This is a genomic window from Kitasatospora sp. McL0602, from assembly GCF_052076145.1.
Taxonomy (GTDB): domain Bacteria; phylum Actinomycetota; class Actinomycetes; order Streptomycetales; family Streptomycetaceae; genus Kitasatospora.
The window spans coordinates 2,058,909-2,078,648 of sequence record NZ_CP197246.1; the positions used below are offsets into that span (position 1 = coordinate 2,058,909).

The 19,740-nt window shown below is 72.3% G+C and carries 16 protein-coding genes and 1 pseudogene; 2 read left to right on the forward strand and 15 right to left on the reverse strand.

The features are described 5' to 3' along the window. Positions 1-33: 33 nt before the first annotated feature. From ACR68M_RS09405 to nrdR, 10 genes and pseudogenes are all read right to left on the reverse strand, one after another. The gene (locus tag ACR68M_RS09405; protein ID WP_441249990.1) at positions 34-1,275 is read right to left on the reverse strand and encodes a cytochrome P450; all 1,242 of its coding nucleotides are present in this window, start codon (positions 1,273-1,275) and stop codon (positions 34-36) included. Further along, positions 1,272-2,009 (reverse strand): GTP-binding protein, encoded by a 738-nt coding sequence (locus tag ACR68M_RS09410; RefSeq protein ID WP_441249991.1) that lies wholly within the window; start codon positions 2,007-2,009, stop codon positions 1,272-1,274. The genes ACR68M_RS09405 and ACR68M_RS09410 overlap by 4 nt, the downstream gene beginning before the upstream one ends. Further along, positions 1,990-2,340 (reverse strand): DUF742 domain-containing protein, encoded by a 351-nt coding sequence (locus tag ACR68M_RS09415; protein WP_441249992.1) that lies wholly within the window; start codon positions 2,338-2,340, stop codon positions 1,990-1,992. The genes ACR68M_RS09410 and ACR68M_RS09415 overlap by 20 nt, the downstream gene beginning before the upstream one ends. Before the next feature lie 14 nt (positions 2,341-2,354). Next, a complete protein-coding gene (locus ACR68M_RS09420) occupies positions 2,355-2,840 on the reverse strand; it encodes a roadblock/LC7 domain-containing protein (RefSeq protein ID WP_441249993.1) in 486 nt (161 codons plus the stop codon). After that, positions 2,840-4,630, reverse strand: coding sequence for a sensor histidine kinase (locus ACR68M_RS09425; RefSeq protein ID WP_441249994.1), 1,791 nt, complete (start codon positions 4,628-4,630; stop codon positions 2,840-2,842). Before ACR68M_RS09425 ends, ACR68M_RS09420 begins: the two co-directional genes overlap by 1 nt. A gap of 197 nt (positions 4,631-4,827) precedes the next feature. After that, on the reverse strand, positions 4,828-4,998 hold the full coding sequence (locus ACR68M_RS09430) for a Clp protease N-terminal domain-containing protein (RefSeq protein ID WP_441251558.1): 171 nt from the start codon (positions 4,996-4,998) through the stop codon (positions 4,828-4,830). Between the two features lie 234 nt (positions 4,999-5,232). Next, a pseudogene (locus ACR68M_RS09435) lies at positions 5,233-5,376 on the reverse strand (Clp protease N-terminal domain-containing protein); the annotation flags it as partial. A 2-nt stretch (positions 5,377-5,378) separates the two neighbouring features. After that, entirely contained in the window at positions 5,379-5,609 is a 231-nt protein-coding gene (locus ACR68M_RS09440; RefSeq protein ID WP_441249995.1) for an RNA polymerase subunit sigma-70, read from the reverse strand. 121 nt (positions 5,610-5,730) lie between these two features. Continuing rightward, positions 5,731-8,610, reverse strand: coding sequence for a vitamin B12-dependent ribonucleotide reductase (locus tag ACR68M_RS09445; protein ID WP_441249996.1), 2,880 nt, complete (start codon positions 8,608-8,610; stop codon positions 5,731-5,733). 172 nt (positions 8,611-8,782) lie between these two features. Further along, the gene (nrdR, locus tag ACR68M_RS09450; protein WP_441249997.1) at positions 8,783-9,280 is read right to left on the reverse strand and encodes a transcriptional regulator NrdR; all 498 of its coding nucleotides are present in this window, start codon (positions 9,278-9,280) and stop codon (positions 8,783-8,785) included. 384 nt (positions 9,281-9,664) lie between these two features. On the opposite strand from nrdR, the gene lexA reads away from it, so the two are divergent. Then, positions 9,665-10,483: a transcriptional repressor LexA gene (lexA, locus tag ACR68M_RS09455; RefSeq protein WP_441251559.1), complete on the forward strand. Its 819-nt coding sequence runs from the start codon at positions 9,665-9,667 to the stop codon at positions 10,481-10,483. A 74-nt stretch (positions 10,484-10,557) separates the two neighbouring features. On the opposite strand, the gene ACR68M_RS09460 is transcribed toward lexA, so the two are convergent. The 5 genes from ACR68M_RS09460 to ACR68M_RS09480 are packed head-to-tail and all read right to left on the reverse strand — an operon-like array spanning position 10,558 to position 18,214. Continuing rightward, positions 10,558-12,642: an ATP-dependent DNA helicase gene (locus ACR68M_RS09460; protein ID WP_441249998.1), complete on the reverse strand. Its 2,085-nt coding sequence runs from the start codon at positions 12,640-12,642 to the stop codon at positions 10,558-10,560. Positions 12,643-12,654: 12 nt separating this feature from the next. Further along, entirely contained in the window at positions 12,655-14,361 is a 1,707-nt protein-coding gene (locus tag ACR68M_RS09465) for an IucA/IucC family protein (RefSeq protein ID WP_441251560.1), read from the reverse strand. 58 nt (positions 14,362-14,419) lie between these two features. After that, on the reverse strand, positions 14,420-15,775 hold the full coding sequence (locus ACR68M_RS09470; protein WP_441249999.1) for a lysine N(6)-hydroxylase/L-ornithine N(5)-oxygenase family protein: 1,356 nt from the start codon (positions 15,773-15,775) through the stop codon (positions 14,420-14,422). A gap of 10 nt (positions 15,776-15,785) precedes the next feature. Continuing rightward, positions 15,786-16,439, reverse strand: coding sequence for a GNAT family N-acetyltransferase (locus ACR68M_RS09475; protein ID WP_441251561.1), 654 nt, complete (start codon positions 16,437-16,439; stop codon positions 15,786-15,788). Beyond that, positions 16,331-18,214 carry an IucA/IucC family protein gene (locus ACR68M_RS09480; protein WP_441250000.1) on the reverse strand — a complete coding sequence of 628 codons (1,884 nt, stop codon included), beginning with the start codon at positions 18,212-18,214 and terminating at the stop codon, positions 16,331-16,333. Before ACR68M_RS09480 ends, ACR68M_RS09475 begins: the two co-directional genes overlap by 109 nt. 297 nt (positions 18,215-18,511) lie before the next feature. Here ACR68M_RS09480 and ACR68M_RS09485 point away from each other — a divergent pair, with 297 nt between their 5' ends. Next, positions 18,512-19,729, forward strand: a complete 1,218-nt coding sequence (locus tag ACR68M_RS09485; RefSeq protein WP_441250001.1) for a trypsin-like serine peptidase — start codon at positions 18,512-18,514, stop codon at positions 19,727-19,729. Positions 19,730-19,740 lie beyond the last annotated feature (11 nt).

Genomic DNA, 19,740 nt, shown 5'->3' on the forward strand with positions numbered 1-19,740 from the left:
CACGCCAGGTCCGGCAAGGTCAGGTCGTCCGAGCTAGCTCACGTACCCGGGCGTGAAGGCCACCGGCAGCGAGACCAGGGCCCGCACCCAGGCCGACGGTCGCCAGACCAGGGCGTGTTCGGCAACGGCCAGCCGGAGGTCGGGCAGGCGGTCGAGCAGCACCTCGATCGCCGTCGCGGCGATCACCTCGGCGGCCTCCTGCGCGGGGAAGGGGCAGCTGTGCGGGCCGTACGAGAAGCTCAGGTACGCCCGGTTGCCCTCTGCCGGGGCGCCGCTCGCCTGACGGACCGACGGGTCGGTGTTGGCGCCCGCGAAGCCGAGCAGCACCATGTCTCCGGCGGCGATCCGCTGCCCACCCAGCTGGGTGTCCCGGGTCGCCCAGCGGCCGGCGAAGATCTGCGTCGGCGTGTCCTCCCAGAGCGCCTCGGAGAGCGCCTGGCCGATGCTCCGGCGACCGCCCGAGAGCGAGGCGGCGAAGCGCTCGTCCATCAGCATCAGCCGCAGGGCGTTGGCGATCCAGTACGCGCACGGCTGGTGCCCGGCGATCAGGATCACGCGCATGTCGCGCATGACCTCCTCGTCCGACAGCCCGGCGGCGTGCTCCAGCATCCGCGAGGTGATGTCGGCGCCCGGCTGCTCACGCTTGGCCCGCACCAGCGCCAGCATGCTGTCGAGCAGCTGCTGCGCGCCCGCCTGCGCGTCGGGGCCACCGTCCAGCATCGCGACCAGGCCCCGGATCAACGCCGGCGCCTCGTCCTCGCCCAGCCCGAAGAGGCGGCAGAGCACGAGCAACGGCATCCGGTGGGCGTACTCGGCGACGAGCTCCGCCTCACCCCGGCCCGCGAACTCGTCGATCAGCCGGTCGGCGATCTCCTCGCAGTGCTTCTTCAGCTCGTACGGATCAACCCCGGCGAGGGCGTCGGTGATCGCGCCCTTGCGGCGCTGGTGCTCGTCGCCCTCGGCGTAGAGCACGGACGGCACCGGAGCCATCATCGGCTTCAGCGGCCAGTCCGCCGGGATCTCGGGCCACTGGCTCCACCGGGTGGAGTCCCGGCCGAAGACCTTGGGCTGGCTGGTCACCAACTGCAGCTCTCGGTAGCCGATCACCAGCCAGGCGGGGACGCCCCCGGCCAGCTCGATCCGGGCCACCGGGCCGTGCGTCTCCCGCAGCTCCTGGTAGAGCTGGCCGGGGTCGGTCTGGAAGCGCGGGCCGTAGAGCGGGGTCGCGCCCGCGTGCGCGGGGCAGCCCGGCGGCGGGGTCGCGGGCTCGGTCACGGGGTCATCTCCTGTTCGACGGCGGCTGCGGACACGGCTGCGGACACAGCTACGGGCGTGGCTGCGGACACCAGCACGGGCAAAGAGACTGGCAAGGGGACGGGCGGTGGGACGGCGGACGCGAGTTCCGCCTCGGCAAGGCGCTGCAGGTGCCGGACCAACTCGATCAGCACCTGCTTGCTGGACTCCCGGTCCCGGGCGTCGCAGTCCACCAGCGGTACGTCGGCGGAGAGGTCGAGCGCCGCACGGACCTCGGCCAGGCTGTGCTCGGGCGCCTCGAAGTTGTTGCGGGCCACGACGAACGGGGTGCCGTGGTGCTCCAGTCGGTCGATCGCGTACCAGGACTCCTCCAGCCGTCGGGTGTCCACCAGCACGACCGCGCCGAGCGCGCCGCTGAACAGCCGGTCCCAGAGGAACCAGAAACGTTCCTGCCCGGGGGCACCGAAGAGGTAGAGCACGTTCCGGTCGTTGAGCGTGATCCGGCCGAAGTCGAAGGCGACCGTGGTCGACCGCTTGCCCCAGGAGGCCGACGGGTCGTCGATGCCCTCACCGGCCTTGGTCATCGTCTCCTCGGTGTTGAGCGGACGGATCTCACTCACCGCACCGACCAGAGTCGTCTTCCCGACCCCGAACCCGCCCACCACGACGACCTTCAGCCCGTTGTCCGCCGTGCTCCGCAACGGCGACCCCCGCCGGGCCTCCCGCAAGGCCGTGTCAGAGTTGTTCGAGGCCATGCAGCACCTGCTTCAGCATGTCGAGGTCGGGCAGCCGAGCCTTGGTCGGAGCGAAACGCGGGTGCCGGGCGGTGATCCGCCCGGCCTCCAGCAGGTCGCCGAGCAGGATCTTGACCACGCTCACCGGCAGTGCCAGACCGGCCGCGATCTCCACGACGGCGGTCGGCTCGGCGCACATCTGCAGGATCCGGGCGTGCTCGGACTGCATCCCCGGCTCCGGCTCCCGCTCCGCCACGATGAGCGTGACGAGGTCGAAGGCGTGCTCCGGCGGGCGGCTGCGCCCCCGGGTGACGGTGTAGAGACGCTCCGGATCGTCGTCGCGCCCCGGCATCGCCCGCCCCTCGCTCATGCGGGGCTCGGAGCGTCGATCCGGCCTGCCACCGCGCCCACGCCGTCGCCCACGTCCGCACCATCGCCCACGTCCACGCCGTCCAACTCGCGGGGCGGGGCGCTCAGGTAGGCGCCGATCTGCTCGATCAGGCCGTGCATGTTGTGGCCGACCACGCCCACGTCCGCGTCGTCGTCCGTCACCACCGCGAGGTGGGCGCCCTCGCCAGCAGCGACGATGCAGAGGATGCCGCCGTGGAACTCCGTCATCGACTGCCGGACGCCACCCGTCCGGTCACCGAACTCGATCGACGCGCCGTGCGCGAGGCTCTGCATCCCTGACGCGATCGCCGCCAACTGGTCCGCCTGGTCGATGTCCAGAGCCGCCGTGTGGCATAGCTTGAGGCCGTCGGCCGAGAGCACCAGGGCATGCCGGGCTCCTGGCGTGGCGGTCAGCAGGTTCTCCAACAGCCAGTCGAGATCACGGTCGATGGTGCTGCTCATCAGGACTCATCCTTCGGGAGAGCGTCGTTGGTTTCGGACCCAGCGGTGTCGGACCCAGCGGTGTCGGCCCCACCAGTGTTGGACCCGCTGGTGTTGGCCCCTGCCTGGAGGGCCCTGCGGAAAGCGCCGAAGCGGGCGGCCGCAACGGCGGCATCGGCGCGTACGGGCTGCGCCGCCACGGGCTGCGCGGTGACGGTGGTGGTGCCCGCCCCCGGGGTGGGCCGGGCTGAGGCGAGCGTCTGCCCACGGCGGCGCTGCGGCAGGCCGTTGGCACCGGATGGCTCTGACGTCGGCTCAGGCTCACTCTCAGTCTCAGTCTCAGGAACGGACGCAGGCGCGGGCCGGACGGCCTCGATGGTGCGTGGCTGAGTCCGCGCCTGAGTCCGTGCCTGAGCGCGAGCCCCCGCGGGCGCCGCTGACCGTCCCCCGGCCGTGGCCGGCTCGGAGGTGGGCTCGGCGGCCGGCTCGGTGGTCGGCGCCATCGCCGGCTCCGGGTGGGTGATCAGCTGACTCGGGATCAGCACCACCACGCCCGTGCCGCCCCGGGCGGACGGGCGGAAGGAGATCGACAGGCCGTGCTTACGAGCCAGGGCGCCGACCACCGCCAGCCCGATCCGGGTGCCGGCCGAGAGCGCGGTCAGATCGAGCGGTTCCGGCGAGACGGCCCGCTCGGCCCGCCGCAGCCAGCTGTCGCTCAGCCCGAGGCCGCCGTCCTCGACGGTGATCACCAGGCCCGCGTTGGCCTCCTCGACGTAGACGTGCACCTCGGCGGGCGGGGCGGAGAAGTTCGCGGCGTTGTCGAGCAGTTCGGCCAGCGCGTGCATCACGCCCTCGGCCGCGTACCCGGCGACGGCCGCCGTGCTGGCGGAGTGCAGCCGCACCCGCTGGTACGCGCCGATCCGGCCCAGCGCACCGCGCAGGATGCTCTCCACGCCGATCGGCTTGGCCCAGCGCCGCCCCGAGCGGGCACCGGTGAGCACCGCGATGCTGTCGGCCATCCTGCCCGCCTGGGCGGTGGCGTGGTCGAGGCTCAGCAGGTCGCCGAGCACGTCCTCGCCGTGCCGGTGCTGCATCTCGCGCAGCTCCGCGTGCATGCTCGTGGCCAGGGCCTGGACCCGGCCCGCCGCCGTGGCGCAGACCGCGAGCGCGGCGGCGCGCTGCCGCTCACCCTTGCCGATCTCCTCGGCGACGTTGCGCAGCAGCATCGCGTGGGCCAGATCGCGGTAGCTGGTGGTGACCGTGTCGACGGAGCTGCCACGACGCAGGCCCGCGACCACCTCGGGCAGGATGTCGGTGGAGAGCCGGTCGAGTTGCTCGCGCTGCTCGCGGGCCTCCTCGGCGACGACCCGCAGTTCGGCGGTCTCGGCCTCGGCTGCCGCGAGGGCGTCGCGGGCGGTGTCCAGGTCGGTCCGGGCGCCGTCGGCCTCCGCCTGGGCGGTGGCCAGGGCGGCCCGCAGGTGGGCTGCGGCCGTGTGGGTCGCGGTGAGGTCCGCGCGGAGCTCCTCGATCCGGGCGTCGGCCCGGGTGGCCCGCTCGCGCTGGGTGTCGAGCTCCTCCCGGGTCCAGGCTGCGCGGGCGGCCTGGACGGCGGCCAGGCCGACGAGGACGCTCCAGAGGATCAGCGCCCCGCCGACGGTCGCTGCGACGGCGGCCCGGTGGGCCTCGGCCGTCGAGGCGACGGCGGCGGCGCCCGCACCGGCCCCGACCACGATCCCGGCTGCCGCCCACGGCAGTGTGCTGCCCCTCGGGCGATGGAACGCGCCGCGAAGGGGGCGCGTGGGAGCTGTCATCAAGTGGTCCTCGGGGCCGGCGGCGGCTGCGGGCATGCGGCAGCGCACCACCACCCGAAACATGCGGCGGGCGCGCTCCGGGCGGTTGATCAGTACACGCGGTCAACAGATAATATCCATTCACCACATTTGCTCAACCGGACAATTGACGATCTGTCGTTGCCCCGGAACGCTCCGCATGCACCCCAGACTGCGAATCAGCCGCGCACGGCCGCCACGGCCCGCTCGACCTCCACGAGATCGAGACCCTGGTCACGCAGCACCCGGACGGCCAGCCCACCCCCCTCGCGCAGCACTCCGAGCAGCAGGTGCCGGGTTTCGATCCGCCCCTCCCCCTCCCCTGCCGCCGCCCGGACCGAGAGCGACATCACGTCCTTCGCCCGGTCGGTGAATCTGGCCGAATTCCGTCGCCGCCGTTTCGGCGCCTCGACACGGACGTCCAGCGCGCCCTCCCCGAAGGTCGCCTCCACCGCGCCCCGGACGGCCTCCAGATCGACCCCGATCGCCGCCAGCGCGGCCTCGTCGATCTCCGGATGCGGAGCGCCGAGGAGCCTCGCCACCACCCCGCGTGCCGTCGCCAGGTCGAGCCCGGCCTCGATCAGCACCCCGGCCGCCGGATCGCCGCTCTGGCCGAGCACCCCCAGCAGGAGGTGCTCCGTCCCGATGTGGTCGTGCCGCAGCCTGGCCGCCTCCTCCGCCGCACACCCCACCACGCGCCGTGCCCCGTCACTGAACCGCTCGAACATCGTCAGTCCTCTCCCGCCCCGAAGCCCCGTCGGGCGTACTTCTTGTGGACGGCCTGTCGGCTGACGCCGAGGCAGACCGCAATCTCCTGCCAGGACCAGCCCTGACCGCGTGCGTTCCCGACCTGGAGCTCCTCCAGCCGGTCCGCCAGATCCCGCAACGCCCGGACGGCCCGCAGGCCCACCGCCGGGTCTCGACTGCTCGCGTCAGCCGCGAGCTGCTTGGTCTCGCTCATACTGTCAACATAGGTTGACGCTGCACGCCTGTCAACCAAAGTTGACACTTGGGACAGAAAAAAGCGGGGCGAGGACCATCCGGTCCTCGCCCCGCCCGATCAGTCAGTCAGCCGAGCAGGCTCAGCTGCAGCCGCTGGTGGAGCCGCAGCCCTCGCAGAGGTAGCAGCTGCCGGCGCGGCGCATCTTGGTGCCGCAGGAGAAGCAGAGCGGAGCGTCGGCGTTGAGGCCGAGCTGGATCTCCATCAGCTCCGTCGAGTTGTGGGCCTGGGCCGGGGCGGCCTTGGGCTTCTCGGGAGCCGGCCGGACGGGCGGCGTCACCGCGCGGGGCGCCGACTGCGCCAGCGTCTCGACGTCCATCTGCTCATCCTCGATGGGCTCGTAGGAGCCGGTGTCGAGGTGGCGCTGACGCTCCTCGACCGAGTGGATGCCGAGCGCCGAGCGGGTCTCGAAGGGCAGGAAGTCCAGCGCCAGGCGGCGGAAGATGTAGTCGACGATCGACTGCGCCATCCGCACGTCCGGGTCGTCGGTCAGACCGGCCGGCTCGAACCGCATGTTGGTGAACTTGGAGACGTACGTCTCCAGCGGCACGCCGTACTGCATGCCGACCGAGACCGCGATGGAGAAGGCGTCCATCATGCCCGCGAGGGTCGAGCCCTGCTTGGACATCTTCAGGAAGACCTCGCCGAGGCCGTCGTCCGGGTAGGAGTTGGCCGTCATGTAGCCCTCGGCGCCGCCGACCGTGAAGGAGGTCGTGATGCCGGGGCGGCCCTTCGGGAGGCGCTTGCGGACGGGGCGGTACTCGACGACCTTCTCGACGACCGGCGCGGTCTTCTCGGCGACCACGGCCGCCGGGGCCTTGGTCTTGGCCGAGAGCGGCTGGCCGACCTTGCAGTTGTCGCGGTAGATCGCGAGCGCCTTGACGCCGAGCTTCCACGCCTCGAAGTAGATCTCCTCGATCTCCTCGACGGACGCGCTCTCCGGCATGTTGACGGTCTTGGAGATGGCGCCGGAGATCCACGGCTGGATCGCCGCCATCATCCGCACGTGGCCCATCGCGGAGATGACCCGCTCGCCCATCGCGCAGTCGAACACCTCGAAGTGCGCGGGCTTGAGGCCCGGCGCGCCGACGACGTTGCCGTGCTCGGCGATGTGGGCGACGACCGCCTCGATCTGCTCGTCCTGGTAGCCGAGGCGCTTCAGCGCGCGCGGCACGGTGCCGTTGACGATCTGCATCGAGCCGCCGCCGACGAGCTTCTTGAACTTGACCAGTGCGAGGTCGGGCTCGACGCCGGTGGTGTCGCAGTCCATCATCAGGCCGATGGTGCCGGTCGGGGCGAGCACCGAGGCCTGCGCGTTGCGGAAGCCGTGCTCGGCGCCGAGGCGCAGCACCTCGCCCCAGGTCTCGGTGGCGGCGGCCCAGACGGGGGCATCCAGGTCGTCCACCGCGACGTTGGCGGCGTTGGCGTCCGCGTGCTGCTGCATGACCCGCTGGTGCGGCTCGGCGTTGCGGGCGTAGCCGTCGTACGGGCCGACCACGCCGGCCAGCTCGGCGCCACGGCGGTAGGCGGTGCCGGTCATCAGCGAGGTGATGGCACCGGCCAGGGCACGGCCGCCCTCGGAGTCGTACGCGTGGCCGGTGGCCATCAGCAGCGCGCCGAGGTTGGCATAGCCGATGCCGAGCTGGCGGTACGCGCGGGTCGTCTCGCCGATCTTCTCGGTCGGGAAGTCGGCGAAGCAGATCGAGATGTCCATCGCGGTGATGACCAGCTCGACGACCTTGGCGAAGCGCTCGGCGTCGAACGAGTCGTCGTCGCGGAGGAACTTCATGAGGTTGAGCGAGGCGAGGTTGCAGCTGGAGTTGTCCAGGTGCATGTACTCGGAGCAGGGGTTGGACGCGTTGATGCGGCCGGACTCCGGGCAGGTGTGCCAGTGGTTGATCGTCGAGTCGTACTGGATGCCCGGGTCGGCGCAGGCCCAGGCGGCCTCGGCCATCTTGCGGAAGAGCTTCTTCGCGTCGATGGTCTCGATGACCTCGCCGGTCATCCGGGCGCGCAGGCCGAACTCGGTGCCGTTCTCGACCGCCGTCATGAACTCGTCCGAGACGCGGACGGAGTTGTTGGCGTTCTGGTACTGGACGGAGGCGATGTCGTCGCCGCCGAGGTCCATGTCGAAGCCCGCGTCGCGCAGGGCGCGGATCTTTTCCTCCTCCTTCACCTTGGTCTCGATGAAGGCCTCGACGTCCGGGTGGTCGACGTCCAGCACGACCATCTTGGCCGCACGGCGGGTCGCGCCACCGGACTTGATCGTCCCGGCGGAGGCGTCGGCGCCGCGCATGAAGGAGACCGGGCCGGAGGCGTTGCCGCCGGAGGAGAGCAGCTCCTTGGAGGAGCGGATGCGGGAGAGGTTCAGGCCGGCGCCGGAGCCGCCCTTGAAGATCATGCCCTCTTCCTTGTACCAGTCGAGGATCGACTCCATGGAGTCGTCGACGGCCAGGATGAAGCAGGCGGAGACCTGCTGGGGCTGCTTGGTGCCGACGTTGAACCAGACCGGCGAGTTGAAGCTGAAGACCTGGTGGAGGAGGGCGTGGGTCAGCTCGTGCTCGAAGATCTCGGCGTCGTCCGCGGTGGTGAAGTAACCGTTCTTCTCACCGGCGGCGCGGTAGGTGAGCACCACGCGGTCGATGATCTGCTTGAGGCTCCACTCGCGCTGCGGGGTGCCGACCGCGCCACGGAAGTACTTCGAGGTGACGATGTTGACTGCGTTGACCGACCAGAAGTCGGGGAACTCGACGCCGCGCTGCTCGAAGTTGATCGAGCCGTCACGCCAGTTGGTCATGACGACGTCGCGCCGCTCCCACGTCACCTGGTCGTAGGGGTGGACGCCAGGGGTGGTGTAGATGCGCTCGATCCGCAGGCCACCCTTCGGGGCGGCCTTGCCGGCTCCCTTGGCGGACTTGTCGGACTTCGACCCGCGCGCGGCACCGCTCGTCGTGTCTGTCACTTCTGCTCCTCCTGGGCGAACCCTCAGCACCCCACGTTCGCTAGGGGCGCTGCGTTGCTGGCTGTGCGCACAGCCGGAGATGTCGGCCATAACGCACGGTATGTGGTGTTTATGCCCTGTTTTCGGGCGCGCGTGAGCGCCCTGGCGGGGCTGGTGTTGCGCTACGTGCCCGTCAGGGCGCGTTCGCGGGGACGGGCAGCTTGGCGCCGTCCGCCACGGGGAGAGGCCGCTCGGTGCGGAGTTCCGCGATGGCGGCCTCGAAGTCTTCGAGATCGTCGAACGCCCGGTACACCGAGGCGAACCTCAGGTACGCGACGACGTCGAGGTCACGCAGGGGACCGAGTATGGCCAGTCCGACGTCGTGAGTCGAGAGTTCTGCACTGCCGCTCGCGCGCACGCACTCCTCGACCCGCTGACCGAGCTGAGCGAGCGCGTCCTCGGTGACCGGGCGCCCCTGGCAGGCCTTGCGGACGCCGGAGATCACCTTCTCCCGGGAGAACGGCTCGGTGACGCCACTGCGCTTGATGACCATCAGCGTCGCCGTCTCCACCGTGGTGAATCGGCGACTGCAGTCGGGGCACTGGCGACGGCGGCGGATCGAGCTGCCGTCGTCGCTCGCGCGGCTGTCCACAACGCGACTGTCAGGGTGCCGACAGAAGGGGCAGTGCACCTTGGAGACTCCCTAGCGGACAGCATGGCGACGGACTTGAGCAGCCTACCGGACACAACCTGTGGGCTCAAACGGGGAGACTGGCACAAGATCTAGGCCCATGGGGGGCGCCACGCCGGTTCGGGTCGAAAAAGTCACCGCGTGTGAAATAGACTCCACGCGTCGCATCCGACTCGAACATTTAAGCGATGTACACCAAAGCCTTGATCGAAGTCAGCCGACTCCTGAATAATTCACTCGAACGTGTGTTTGGCGCAACCTTTCGATAGGGGCGCCAGTTGAGCTGAACAAGAGGGAGAACGCCTGTCTAAAGAGGGGCAGCCAGTGAACACCGTAGAAGCCAAGAGCAACTCCATCCCGGTGCAGGAGCGTTCGGCACGCACCATGGACCAGCAGAGCGTGGACCACAGCATGAGCCGCAGCGAAGACCACCGCTCGCCCGGTGGCGCCCTGAACTCCTCGGGCCGCCTCCCGGACCAGCAGATCGAGCACGCAGCCGCCCTCGACGGCGCTCTCGGCCAGAGCGCCCCCGCCCGCGCCCTCCCGGGCCGCCCGCCCGGCATCCGCACCGACGAGGCGGGGCTGACGGAGCGCCAGCGCCGCGTCATCGAGGTCATCCGGGACTCCGTCCAGCGCCGGGGGTACCCGCCGAGCATGCGGGAGATCGGTCAGGCCGTCGGCCTCTCCAGCACCTCCTCCGTCGCCCACCAGCTGATGGCCCTGGAGCGCAAGGGCTTCCTCCGCCGCGACCCGCACCGCCCCCGCGCCTACGAGGTGCGCGGCGTCGAGGTCACCCGCCCCAACACCGCCGAGGCCGCCGGGCGCCCCTCCACCTCGTACGTCCCGCTGGTCGGCCGGATCGCCGCCGGTGGCCCGATCCTGGCCGAGCAGACGGTCGAGGACGTCTTCCCGCTGCCGCGTCAGCTCGTCGGCGACGGCGAGCTGTTCGCGCTCACCGTGCGCGGCGACTCGATGATCGAGGCGGCCATCTGCGACGGCGACTACGTGACCGTCCGGCGCCAGCCCGTCGCCGAGAACGGCGACATCGTCGCCGCGATGATCGACGGCGAGGCGACGGTCAAGCGCCTCAAGCGCGAGGACGGCCGGATCTGGCTGATGCCGCACAACCCGGCGTACGACCCCATCCCGGGCGACAACGCGACCATCCTGGGCAAGGTCGTGGCGGTCATGCGGCGGCTCTGACGCGGACCGCAGGGCCCAGGGCCCAGCAGCAGGACCCAGCAGGGGCGCGGGGCCCCTGCTGGGTCCTGCTGCGCTCAGCGCTCCCTGACGGGTGCCGCCGCCGCATCGATGGCGGCGAGCGAGCGGCGGACCTGGTTGCGGTCGGTGGTGTACCAGAAGTCCGGCATCGAGGACCGGAAGAAGCCGCCGTACCGGGCCGTCGCGAGCCGCGGGTCGAGGACGGCGACCACGCCCCGGTCGTCGGTGGCGCGGACCAGGCGGCCGGCGCCCTGCGCCATCAGCAGCGCCGCGTGGGTGGCCGCGACGGCCATGAAGCCGTTGCCGCCGCCCTCCTCGACCGCCTTCTGCCGGGCGCTCATCAGCGGGTCGTCGGGGCGGGGGAAGGGGATGCGGTCCATCACGACCAGCTGGCAGGCCGAACCCGGCACGTCGACGCCCTGCCAGAGCGAGAGGGTGCCGAAGAGGCAGGTCTCGGCGTCCGAGGCGAACTCCCGGATCAGCTCGCCGAGGGTGTCCTCGCCCTGGAGCAGGATGCGGTTGTCGAGGCGCTCGCGCATCGCCTCCGCCGCCGCCTGGGCGGCCCGCATCGAGGAGAACAGCCCGAGCGTACGGCCCCCGGCCGCCCCGATCAGCTCCGCCAGCTCGTCCAGCATCTCCGGCCGGTCCGGCTCCCGGCCGGGCGGCGGGAGGTGCTTGGCGACGTACAGGATGCCCTGCTTGCCGTAGGAGAAGGGTGAGCCGACGTCGATGCCGCGCCAGTACGGCGGCGCGTCCTCGCCCTCCTCCCGCTCGGGCTCGCCCGCGCTGCGGGTGTCCGGCAGCCGGCCCTCGCCGGGGAGGCCGACCGAGGCGGCGACGCCGTTGAAGTCGCCGCCGAGCTTGAGCGTCGCCGAGGTCAGGACGACCGAGCGCTCCTTGTAGAGGGCCTCCCGCAGCAGACCCGCGACGTTCAGCGGGGCGACGCGCAGCGAGGCGGTGCCGGGGCCGAAGCGGTCACTGCGCTCGATCCATACCACGTCGTACGCCGACCCGGCGAGCAGCCGCTCCGTCGTCTCGTGCAGCGTCTCGGCGTAGGCCATCGCCTGCTTGCGCACCGCCTCCTCGTCGGAGAGGCCCTTGTCGCGCGTCTCGCCGAGCGAGGTGATCACCTGGCGGGCGGCGTCGCGGATCGCCGAGACGGCGTAGACCAGGTACTCGGGCAGCTCCTCGACCCGGCCGGGCTGCGCCGTCTCCATCAGGCCGTGGTAGCTCTCGGCGGCGGCCTGGAGGGCGTCCACCGCCTTCTCGTTGGCGAGCTTGGCGGCCCGCCGGACGGCGCGGTTGACGGCGCCGACGGTGAGCTCGGCGGTGGCCGCGCCGGTGACGCGGTTGACCAGCTCGTGCGCCTCGTCGACGATCAGCATCGCGTGCTCGGGGAGCACCGGCGCGCCCTCGATCGCGTCGATCGCCAGCATCGCGTGGTTGGTGACCACGACGTCCGCCAGCTTGGCCCGCTCCCGGGCCTGCTCGGCGAAGCACTCCTGCCCGTAGGCGCAGCGGCTCGCGCCGAGGCACTCCTTGGAGGTGACGGCGAGCTGCGCCCAGGCCTTGTCGGAGACACCGGGCGAGAGGTCGTCGCGGTCGCCCGTCTCGGTCTCCTCGGCCCACTCGCGCAGCCGCAGCACGTCCTTGCCGAGCTTGCCGGTGGGACCGCCGAGGGCGTCCACCGGGTCGAACAGGCCCTCGCCCTCGTCGCTCGGCGTGCCCTCGTTGGCGCGGTGCAGGCAGAGGTAGTTGGAGCGGCCCTTGAGCATGGCGAAGAGCGGGCGGCGGCGCAGCACGGGGTGCAGTGCGTCGACCGTCCGGGGCAAGTCCCGCTGCACGAGCTGGCGTTGGAGGGCGAGCGTCGCCGTGGCGACGACCACCCGGTCGCCGTGCGCGAGCGCGGGGACGAGGTAGGCGAGGGACTTCCCGGTGCCGGTGCCGGCCTGCACGAGCAGGTGCTCGCCGGAGTCGACGGCGTCGGCGACGGCCTCGGCCATCGCGACCTGGCCGGGTCGTTCGACGCCGCCGACGGCGGTGACGGCGGCGTGCAGCAGCTCGGGCAGCTGGGCCCGTGGGACGCTCGCCGGGGCCTCGGGGGTGCCGGGCAGGGGCTGGGGTTCGGAGTCGTTCGTCATGGCCCTCCCACCCTACGGCGCGGGGGTGACAATCCGGTCCCGCTGCACCGGCACGGGCGCCGGGGCGCCTGGGCTCAGGGGGTTGTCGATCTCTCCGTGCACGGCGGCGTGCGGGCGGTGCGGGCGGTCGCGGTAGCCGTCGAGCAGCAGCCGGTTGCGGTTGAGGCAGAGCCGGTCGATCCGGGGGGTGAAGAGGTCGAAGAGCCGGTACCGGTCGGCGAGCTCGGGGAATCGCCGCTGGTGGGCCCGGACGCGTTCGGCGAGCAGCGTCCAGAACTCGTGCTCGGGGAGGCCGAGCTGCTGCTCGAAGAGCGGGGCGAGGTAGCGGAAGACGCCGACGAAGAGCCCGGAGTGCAGGAACTGGCAGAGCCCGGCGGGCACTTCGCGGAGCAGGACGCCGCTGATCTCCTCGGGCAGGTCGGCGAGTTCGGGCAGGGGCTGGTCGCTGATGTTGACGTCGTCGACGAAGTCCTTGACGGCGAGCCGGGTGGGCGCGTCCTGGGAGTCGAAGACCACGATGGCGTTCTCGCCGTGCGGGGAGAAGGCGGTGCCGTAGCGGTAGAGGAAGTGCAGCAGCGGCGGGAGCAGCACGGCGAAGAGGCGGCGCAGCCAGTCCCGGGCGGGCAGGCCGGAGCGGTCGACGAGTTCGGCGACGAGGGCACGGCCGTCGGAGCCGGTCTGGAGCAGCGCGGCGAGCGTGCGGGCGCGTTCGCCGGGCAGCAGGTGGCGGCCGAGCGGTTCGCGCCAGATCGCGCCGAGCAGTTCCTTGTACTGGTAGGGCACCTCGGGCAGTTCGCGGTAGTGCGGGTGGTCCACCGTCACGGAGGCGATCTCGCCGAGCAGGATCACCCGGCACTCGTCGCGCAGGAAGGGGTCGTTGTCGCGCAGGCCGTGGATCCAGGCAGTGACGGCGGGGGCGGCGAGGGTGCGTTCGGTGGGGAGGCCGCGCCAGACCAGGGTGTTGAGGATGGCGAGCGGCAGTTTGACGGTGCAGCGCTCGGGCCGGCTGAGGTTGAAGAAGCTGCGGATGGACTGCTGCGGCAGTCGCAGGTCGCCGTCGCTGGGCAGCGGCACGATCTCGCCGGAGGCGATCCAGGGGGCGAAGAGCGGTACCACCACCTCGTCCCACTGCCAGGGGTGGACGGGCAGCAGAAGGTACTCGTCGGCGCGCTCGCCGAGCACGGCGCGGAAGGTCTCGGGGCTGTCCAGCTCCTGGGCGTAGAGCTCCGGATCGCCCCGGTACTCGGCGAGGCTGCGGTGCACGGCCAGCCAGGGCAGCCGCTGCGGTGTACGGGCCTCGGGCGTCCAGCGGGCGGTGTCCTGGGCGGAGAAGCCGACCCGGCCCTTGTTGGGGACGATCCAGGGGTGGCCGGTCTGGCGGCCCTCCAGCTCGGTGTGACCGAGGTCGGCGAGTTCGGCGGCGGTGAGTTCGGTGGCGAGCTGGTGGGCGTCGGCGAGCAGGGTGGTGGTGAGCTCGCGCAGCAGGTGGCCGAGGGTGTCGCCGCCGATCCCGAGGGTGCGGTGGGCCTGCCGGAGGAAGAGCAGCGGGTCGGCGGGGGCCGCCAGCGAGGCCGGGTCGACCTGCCAGCTGCCGTACGCGCCCCGGCGGGCCCGGAAGCGGTAGTCGGCGGTGGGCAGTTCGAGCAGGTAGCCGCCGGGGGTCTCGACGGGGGTGATCAGCTCCTCGTACGCGAACTCGCCGAGCATCTTGGCCAGCATCGCCCGGTTCGCCCGCTGCCAGAGCCCCGGGGTGAGCTGCGGGGGCAGCTGGAGCTGGTCAGCGGTTGGCTGCTGCTGCGGCACGGTGTCCCTCCTGGGGGTGGGGAAGGGCGACGGGCGGGGTGAAGGTCGTCCAGGCGGTGCGGGTGGGGAGCCGGTGGATCTCGCGGCCGGTGACGGCGTTGAGGATGGTGGCGGCCCGGTGGGCGCCGAGGCCGAGGTCGGGGGTGCCGACGCCGTGGGTGTGCAGTTCGGCGTTCTGGACGTAGAGGCCGCCGGTGAGACCGGGGCGGGTGGTGACGCGGTGGTCGAGGTCGACGCGGTAGCGGCCGTGCTCGTCCCAGTCGATCAGCTCGGCGATCGGGTCGAGGGCTGCGGGCCGGACGGCGCGGTAGCCGGTGGCGAGCACCACGGCGTCGGTGCGCACGACGTGCTCGGCACCGGAGTCGGTGTGCCGGCAGGCGAGTTCGAAGCCGCCGCAGGGCCCGGCGAGGGCCTCGGTGACGGCGGTGCCGGGGCGGATCTCGACCGGGTCGGCGTCCAGCGGGCGACCGACCGTGCGGTCGTAGAGGTGGTCGTGGATCTCGGCGAGGGTCTCCGCGCTGGCCGCCTTGTGCAGCTGCCACTGGGCCTCGACCAGGACGTCCCGGACACCGCCGGGCAGGCTGTGGAAGTACCGGGTGTAGTCGGGGGTGAAGTGCTCCAGGCCGAGCTTGGAGTACTCCATCGGCGCGAGCGCCCGGCTGCGGGTGAGCCAGCGCAGCCGGGTGCCGTCGGCGCCCCGGGTGCGCAGCAGGTCGAGGAAGATCTCGGCGCCGGACTGGCCGGAGCCGACGACGGTGATGTCCCGGGCGCCCGTCAGGCTGCGGCGGCGGTCCAGGTACTCGGCGGAGTGCCAGACGGCGGGGTGCCCGCGCAGTGCGGCGAACGGCTCGGGGTGCACGGGGGTGGTGCCGACGCCGAGCACGACGTTCCGGGCCCAGAGCTCCCCCGTGCCGGTCTCGGCCCGGAAGAGCTCGCGCTCAGCCGACCAGTGCAGGGCGTCGACGGCGGTGCCGAAGCGGCAGTTGACGAGCCGCTCGGCCGCCCACCGGCAGTAGTGGTCGTACTCGCGGCGCGGCAGCTGGAAGCGCTCGGCGAAGTAGAACGGGAACAGCCGGTCCTGGTCCCGCAGGTAGTTGAGGAAGGACCACGGGTTGGTCGGGTCGACGAGCGAGACCAGGTCGGCCAGGAACGGCACCTGCATCCTGGCCCCGTCGACCAGCATCCCGGGGTGCCAGCGGAACTCCTCCCGGGCCTCGCAGAACAGCGCGTCGAGGCCGCTCACCCGGTCGGCCAGCGCGGCCAGCGACAGGTTGAACGGGCCGATTCCCACGCCTAGCAGGTCGTACGGGTCGGGCTGCGGGTTGTCCATGCAGGTCTCTCTAGGAGACGCGCCGGCGCATCATCAGCGCCGCGCGTTTGGTGGGCAGGTCGAGTTCGGCGGCGAGCCGGAAGCCGGCCTTCGTGAAGGCCCGGACGGACGGCGTGTTGCGTACGTCCGGCTCGGCCACCACCCGCCCGCACTCCGGCCGGGTCCGCAGGACCTCCTCGGCGAGCGCGGCCAGCAGGGCGCTGCCGAGGCCCCGGCCGCGTGCCTCGGCCGGGCCGAGCAGGAGGTGGATGCCGGCGTCGTGCGGCTCGGCGGGGTAGTGGGCGGCGAGCGGGTCCAGGTCGGCGCGGTAGAGCTCCCAGTAGCTCATCGGGGCGCCGTCGAGCAGGCCGAGGTACGGCAGGCTGTGGCCGGGCTGGGCCGCCAGGTGCTGCTCGGTGGTGGCGGGCGGCCCGGCCAGCTCCCAGTACGCGTCGACGGCCGGGTCGTTCATCCACTCCGTCAACAGCGGCAGGTCGTCGGGCAGCCGGACGGGCCGGAGTTCGAGGACCCCGGCGGGGGTCCTCATCGGGGCCGGGGTCTCCGTCGGGGCCGGGGTCACGGCGCGGCCACCGGGTTCGGGATGTCGACGTAGACCGACTGCCCGTCGACCGGGCCGACCAGCTCGTCCATGCCGTGCAGCCTGGTCAGCAGGTTGGCCTTGCAGTGCAGGGTCGGCGAGTCCAGCAGGTGGCCGGGCAGGGTGGAGGCGGTGGCGGCGGCCCGGGGGCTCGCGAGGAAGCTGCGCAGGGCGGCGAGCAGCACGCCCTCGTCGGCGAGCTGCTGCGAGCCGAAGGCGCCGATCAGCCCGAGCACGTTGTTGATGCCGAGGTAGTAGGCGAAGTGCTTGTCGATCACCCGGTCCTCGACGAAGGTGTCACTGGCCCGGCCGATGCCGGGCAGCCGGGCGTCCAGCTGCCCGGCCCAGGAGCTGCGGAAGTAGTAACCCTGGTTGTCGCGGAACCGACCGCCGACGGGCCAGCCCGTCTCGTCCAGCAGCACCAGGCTGTTCTGCTGGTGGGCCTCCAGGGCGATGCCCGCATGGCCGTCGAGCCAGAGCACCGGGAGCACCATGACGTCCAGGTAGCGGAGGAACCACTCGGTGGCGACGGTCCGCAGCGGGCGTCCGCAGCGGGCTGCGAGACCGTGCAGCGTCTCCCCGAGCCGGGAGCCGACCCGAGCGCCCGGCTCGGCAGCCAGATCGGAGCCCCGCTGGGCACCGATCCGCAGGCCGGGCCCGAAGCCGGGACCTGAGCCCGGACCCGGCCACCCGGCCGCCCGCTCGGCGACCAGCCCGGCAACGCAGTAGGCGCGCTCCGTCGGGCCGAAGGGCTGCTGCCGGATGACGGTGTCCAGGCCGTTCGGGTCACCGAGGGCGCCGGAATCGCCGGGGCCGCCGCCGGGCAGGTCGAGGCCGATCCAGGCCGGGTCGCGGACGATGTCGAAGCCCGGGTGCGCGGCCCGCCACTCGGCGCCGAGCCCGGCCTCCAGCAGCCGGTGCGCCTCGACGCCTCGCAGCAGCTCCTTGCGGAGGTTCTCCCGACGGGAGTTGGTGATCCGCAGGCCGAGCGAGAGCTTGAGCATCCAGGGGGTGCCGGGCCGGCAGACCGTCCGGACGGAGGAGGTCGGGTGCCACGGCGCGCCGTGCTGGCCGAGGTCGCGCAGGCGGCCGTCGGCGAGCAGGGCGGCGATGTCGGGGCGCAGCGCCAGCTCACGGGCCTGCCAGGGGTGCAGCGGCAGGGCGGCGGTGCCGGGCGGCAGCAGGCCGGGGGTGCCGAGCAGCTGTCGGGTGAGCTCGTCGGCGGCCGGTCCGGCGGCGGAGTCGGCGGCGAGCAGTTCGCGGTCGACGGCGTACCAGTGCAGTTGGAAGGAGCCGTGCAGCTCGGGCGAGTACGCGGCGCTCTGGGCGGGCCCGAGGCCGTCCCGGCTCTTGGGGGTGGGGTGCAGCGGGTGGCCCAGCAGCAGGGCCTGCTCGGCCTGGAGGAAGGGCCAGCTGTGCGGCTCGGGGGTGCGGCGGCGGTGGGCGAGCACGTCGGCCGTCCGGGTGACGGAGTCCGCGACGCGGGCTGCGAGGTCGGCGATCTGTCCCGGGTCGGGGCGCTCGGCGGCGGCGCTCGCGACCAGGGCGGCGATGGTGACGGCGTCCACGGGGGTGCCCGGCAGCCCGCCGCCGCCCGCCAGCGTGACGGTGCCGAAGCGGTGCCAGCCGCAGGCCGACCAGTGCCGGACGGGCGCGCTCAGGTGCACCGCCCCACCGAGCACGGTGATGCGGAGCTGCCCGTCGTCCCCCGGGGCGGCACCGGTCTCGCGGACCCAGCAGCGCAACAGGCCCTCCACCCCGGCGTGTTCGGCCGCGACCGCCGGGTCGGGGTGCAGCAGCGGGTCCAGCGTGTCGGGTCGGTCGGCTACGGCGGGCGGGGCTCCGGTGAGGGCGGTGCTCAAGGCTCCTCCTAGCGTGGGGGGCGGACGCGGAGAGCCGGGGGCTCGGGAGCTTCCGGTACGCGACAACCAAGGGTTAGCCAGGCCTGGCCGCTGATCACAAGATCAGCTCACTCGTTGTGGTGAATCCCCTTGGATCACCCACCCGTTGGAGTGACGCCCCGGGCAGGGTCACCCGGATACTGGGTCACGTTCCGGTGACCGTTCGTCAGCCGTCGCAACCGGGGGGCGGCAGGTGCCGTCACTCCTCCGGGTGGGAGACTCCACCGAGTTCACACGCATGCCTCGGGGGTCGCATTCATGTCATCGATACGCAGGGCGTCGGCCCGCCGCACACTCGCCGCCGGGCTCGGCGTGGCCGCACTGCTCACGGCGACGGCCTGCTCCTCCTCCGCGCCCGCACCGGACGGCGGGGACACCGCCTCCCCCGGCGGGGGCAGTCGGCTGCACCTGCCGACCAGCCTCCCCTCGGGGCTGCTCGACGGCCTGCCCCGGCACTGGGACGACCTGAAGAAGTGGAAGTTCGACGACTGGGACAGGTGGGCGAATCAGCACGTCTTCCACAACCCGGTGGTCCGCAACCTCTGGAACCCGGACCGGATGAAGGACGCCCAGCCGCAGGAGCCGATGCCGGCCACCTTGCCAAGCGCCCTGCCCAGTGCCTCGCCCAGCCCCCTGCCCACCACCACGTCGACCGCCTCGGCCACCGCGACCGACCCTGCCGGAGCGACCGACCCGGACCCGGCGCCGGTGCAGGCCGTCCCGGTGCCGCGCCCGTACACCGACCACCCGGCCTCCGGGAAGATCTTCGCCAACGCGCCGGACGGCCGTACCGGTCAGTGCTCCGCGACGGTGGTCGTGGACAGCGCGCACCCGGGCAAGAGCAACCTGGTCTGGACGGCGGGCCACTGCGTGCACGAGGGCAAGGGCGGCGACTGGTTCAAGAACATCATCTTCGTCCCCGCCTACAACAGCTCCGGCGCCGCCGTGCCGGGCAAGCAGGCCACCATCGACCAGGTCGCGCCCCTCGGCGAGTGGTGGGCGGACAAGGTGATCACCTCACCGCAGTGGTTGGCCGAGGGCGGCCACGGCAGCAACGCCGCCAACCAGTACGACTTCGCCGTGCTGCGCGTCCACAACCCGGACACCCCCGGCAAGTCGCTGGAGGAGACCATCGGGACGGCGATGCCGGTCTGGTTCAACGCCCCCCGGGAGCAGCTCCAGGTCTCCGCCTGGGGCTACCCGGCCGTCAAGCCCTTCGACGGCCAGCAGCTGGACAAGTGCGACGGCGGCCGGCCCGTCCGGCTCTCCTACGACCCGGCCCGCCCGCCGATGCTCACCATCGGCTGCACGATGACGGCAGGCGCCAGCGGCGGTGGTTGGTTCGCCACCATGCCGGACGGGCGGCTGGCCCTGGTCAGCAACAGCTCGATCGGGACGGTCGACCACACCACCCTGAGCGGCCCTTACCTGGAGAGCGTCGCCCAGCAGGCGCTGTCGTACCTCTCCCAGAAGTAGCGGGCAGCGGA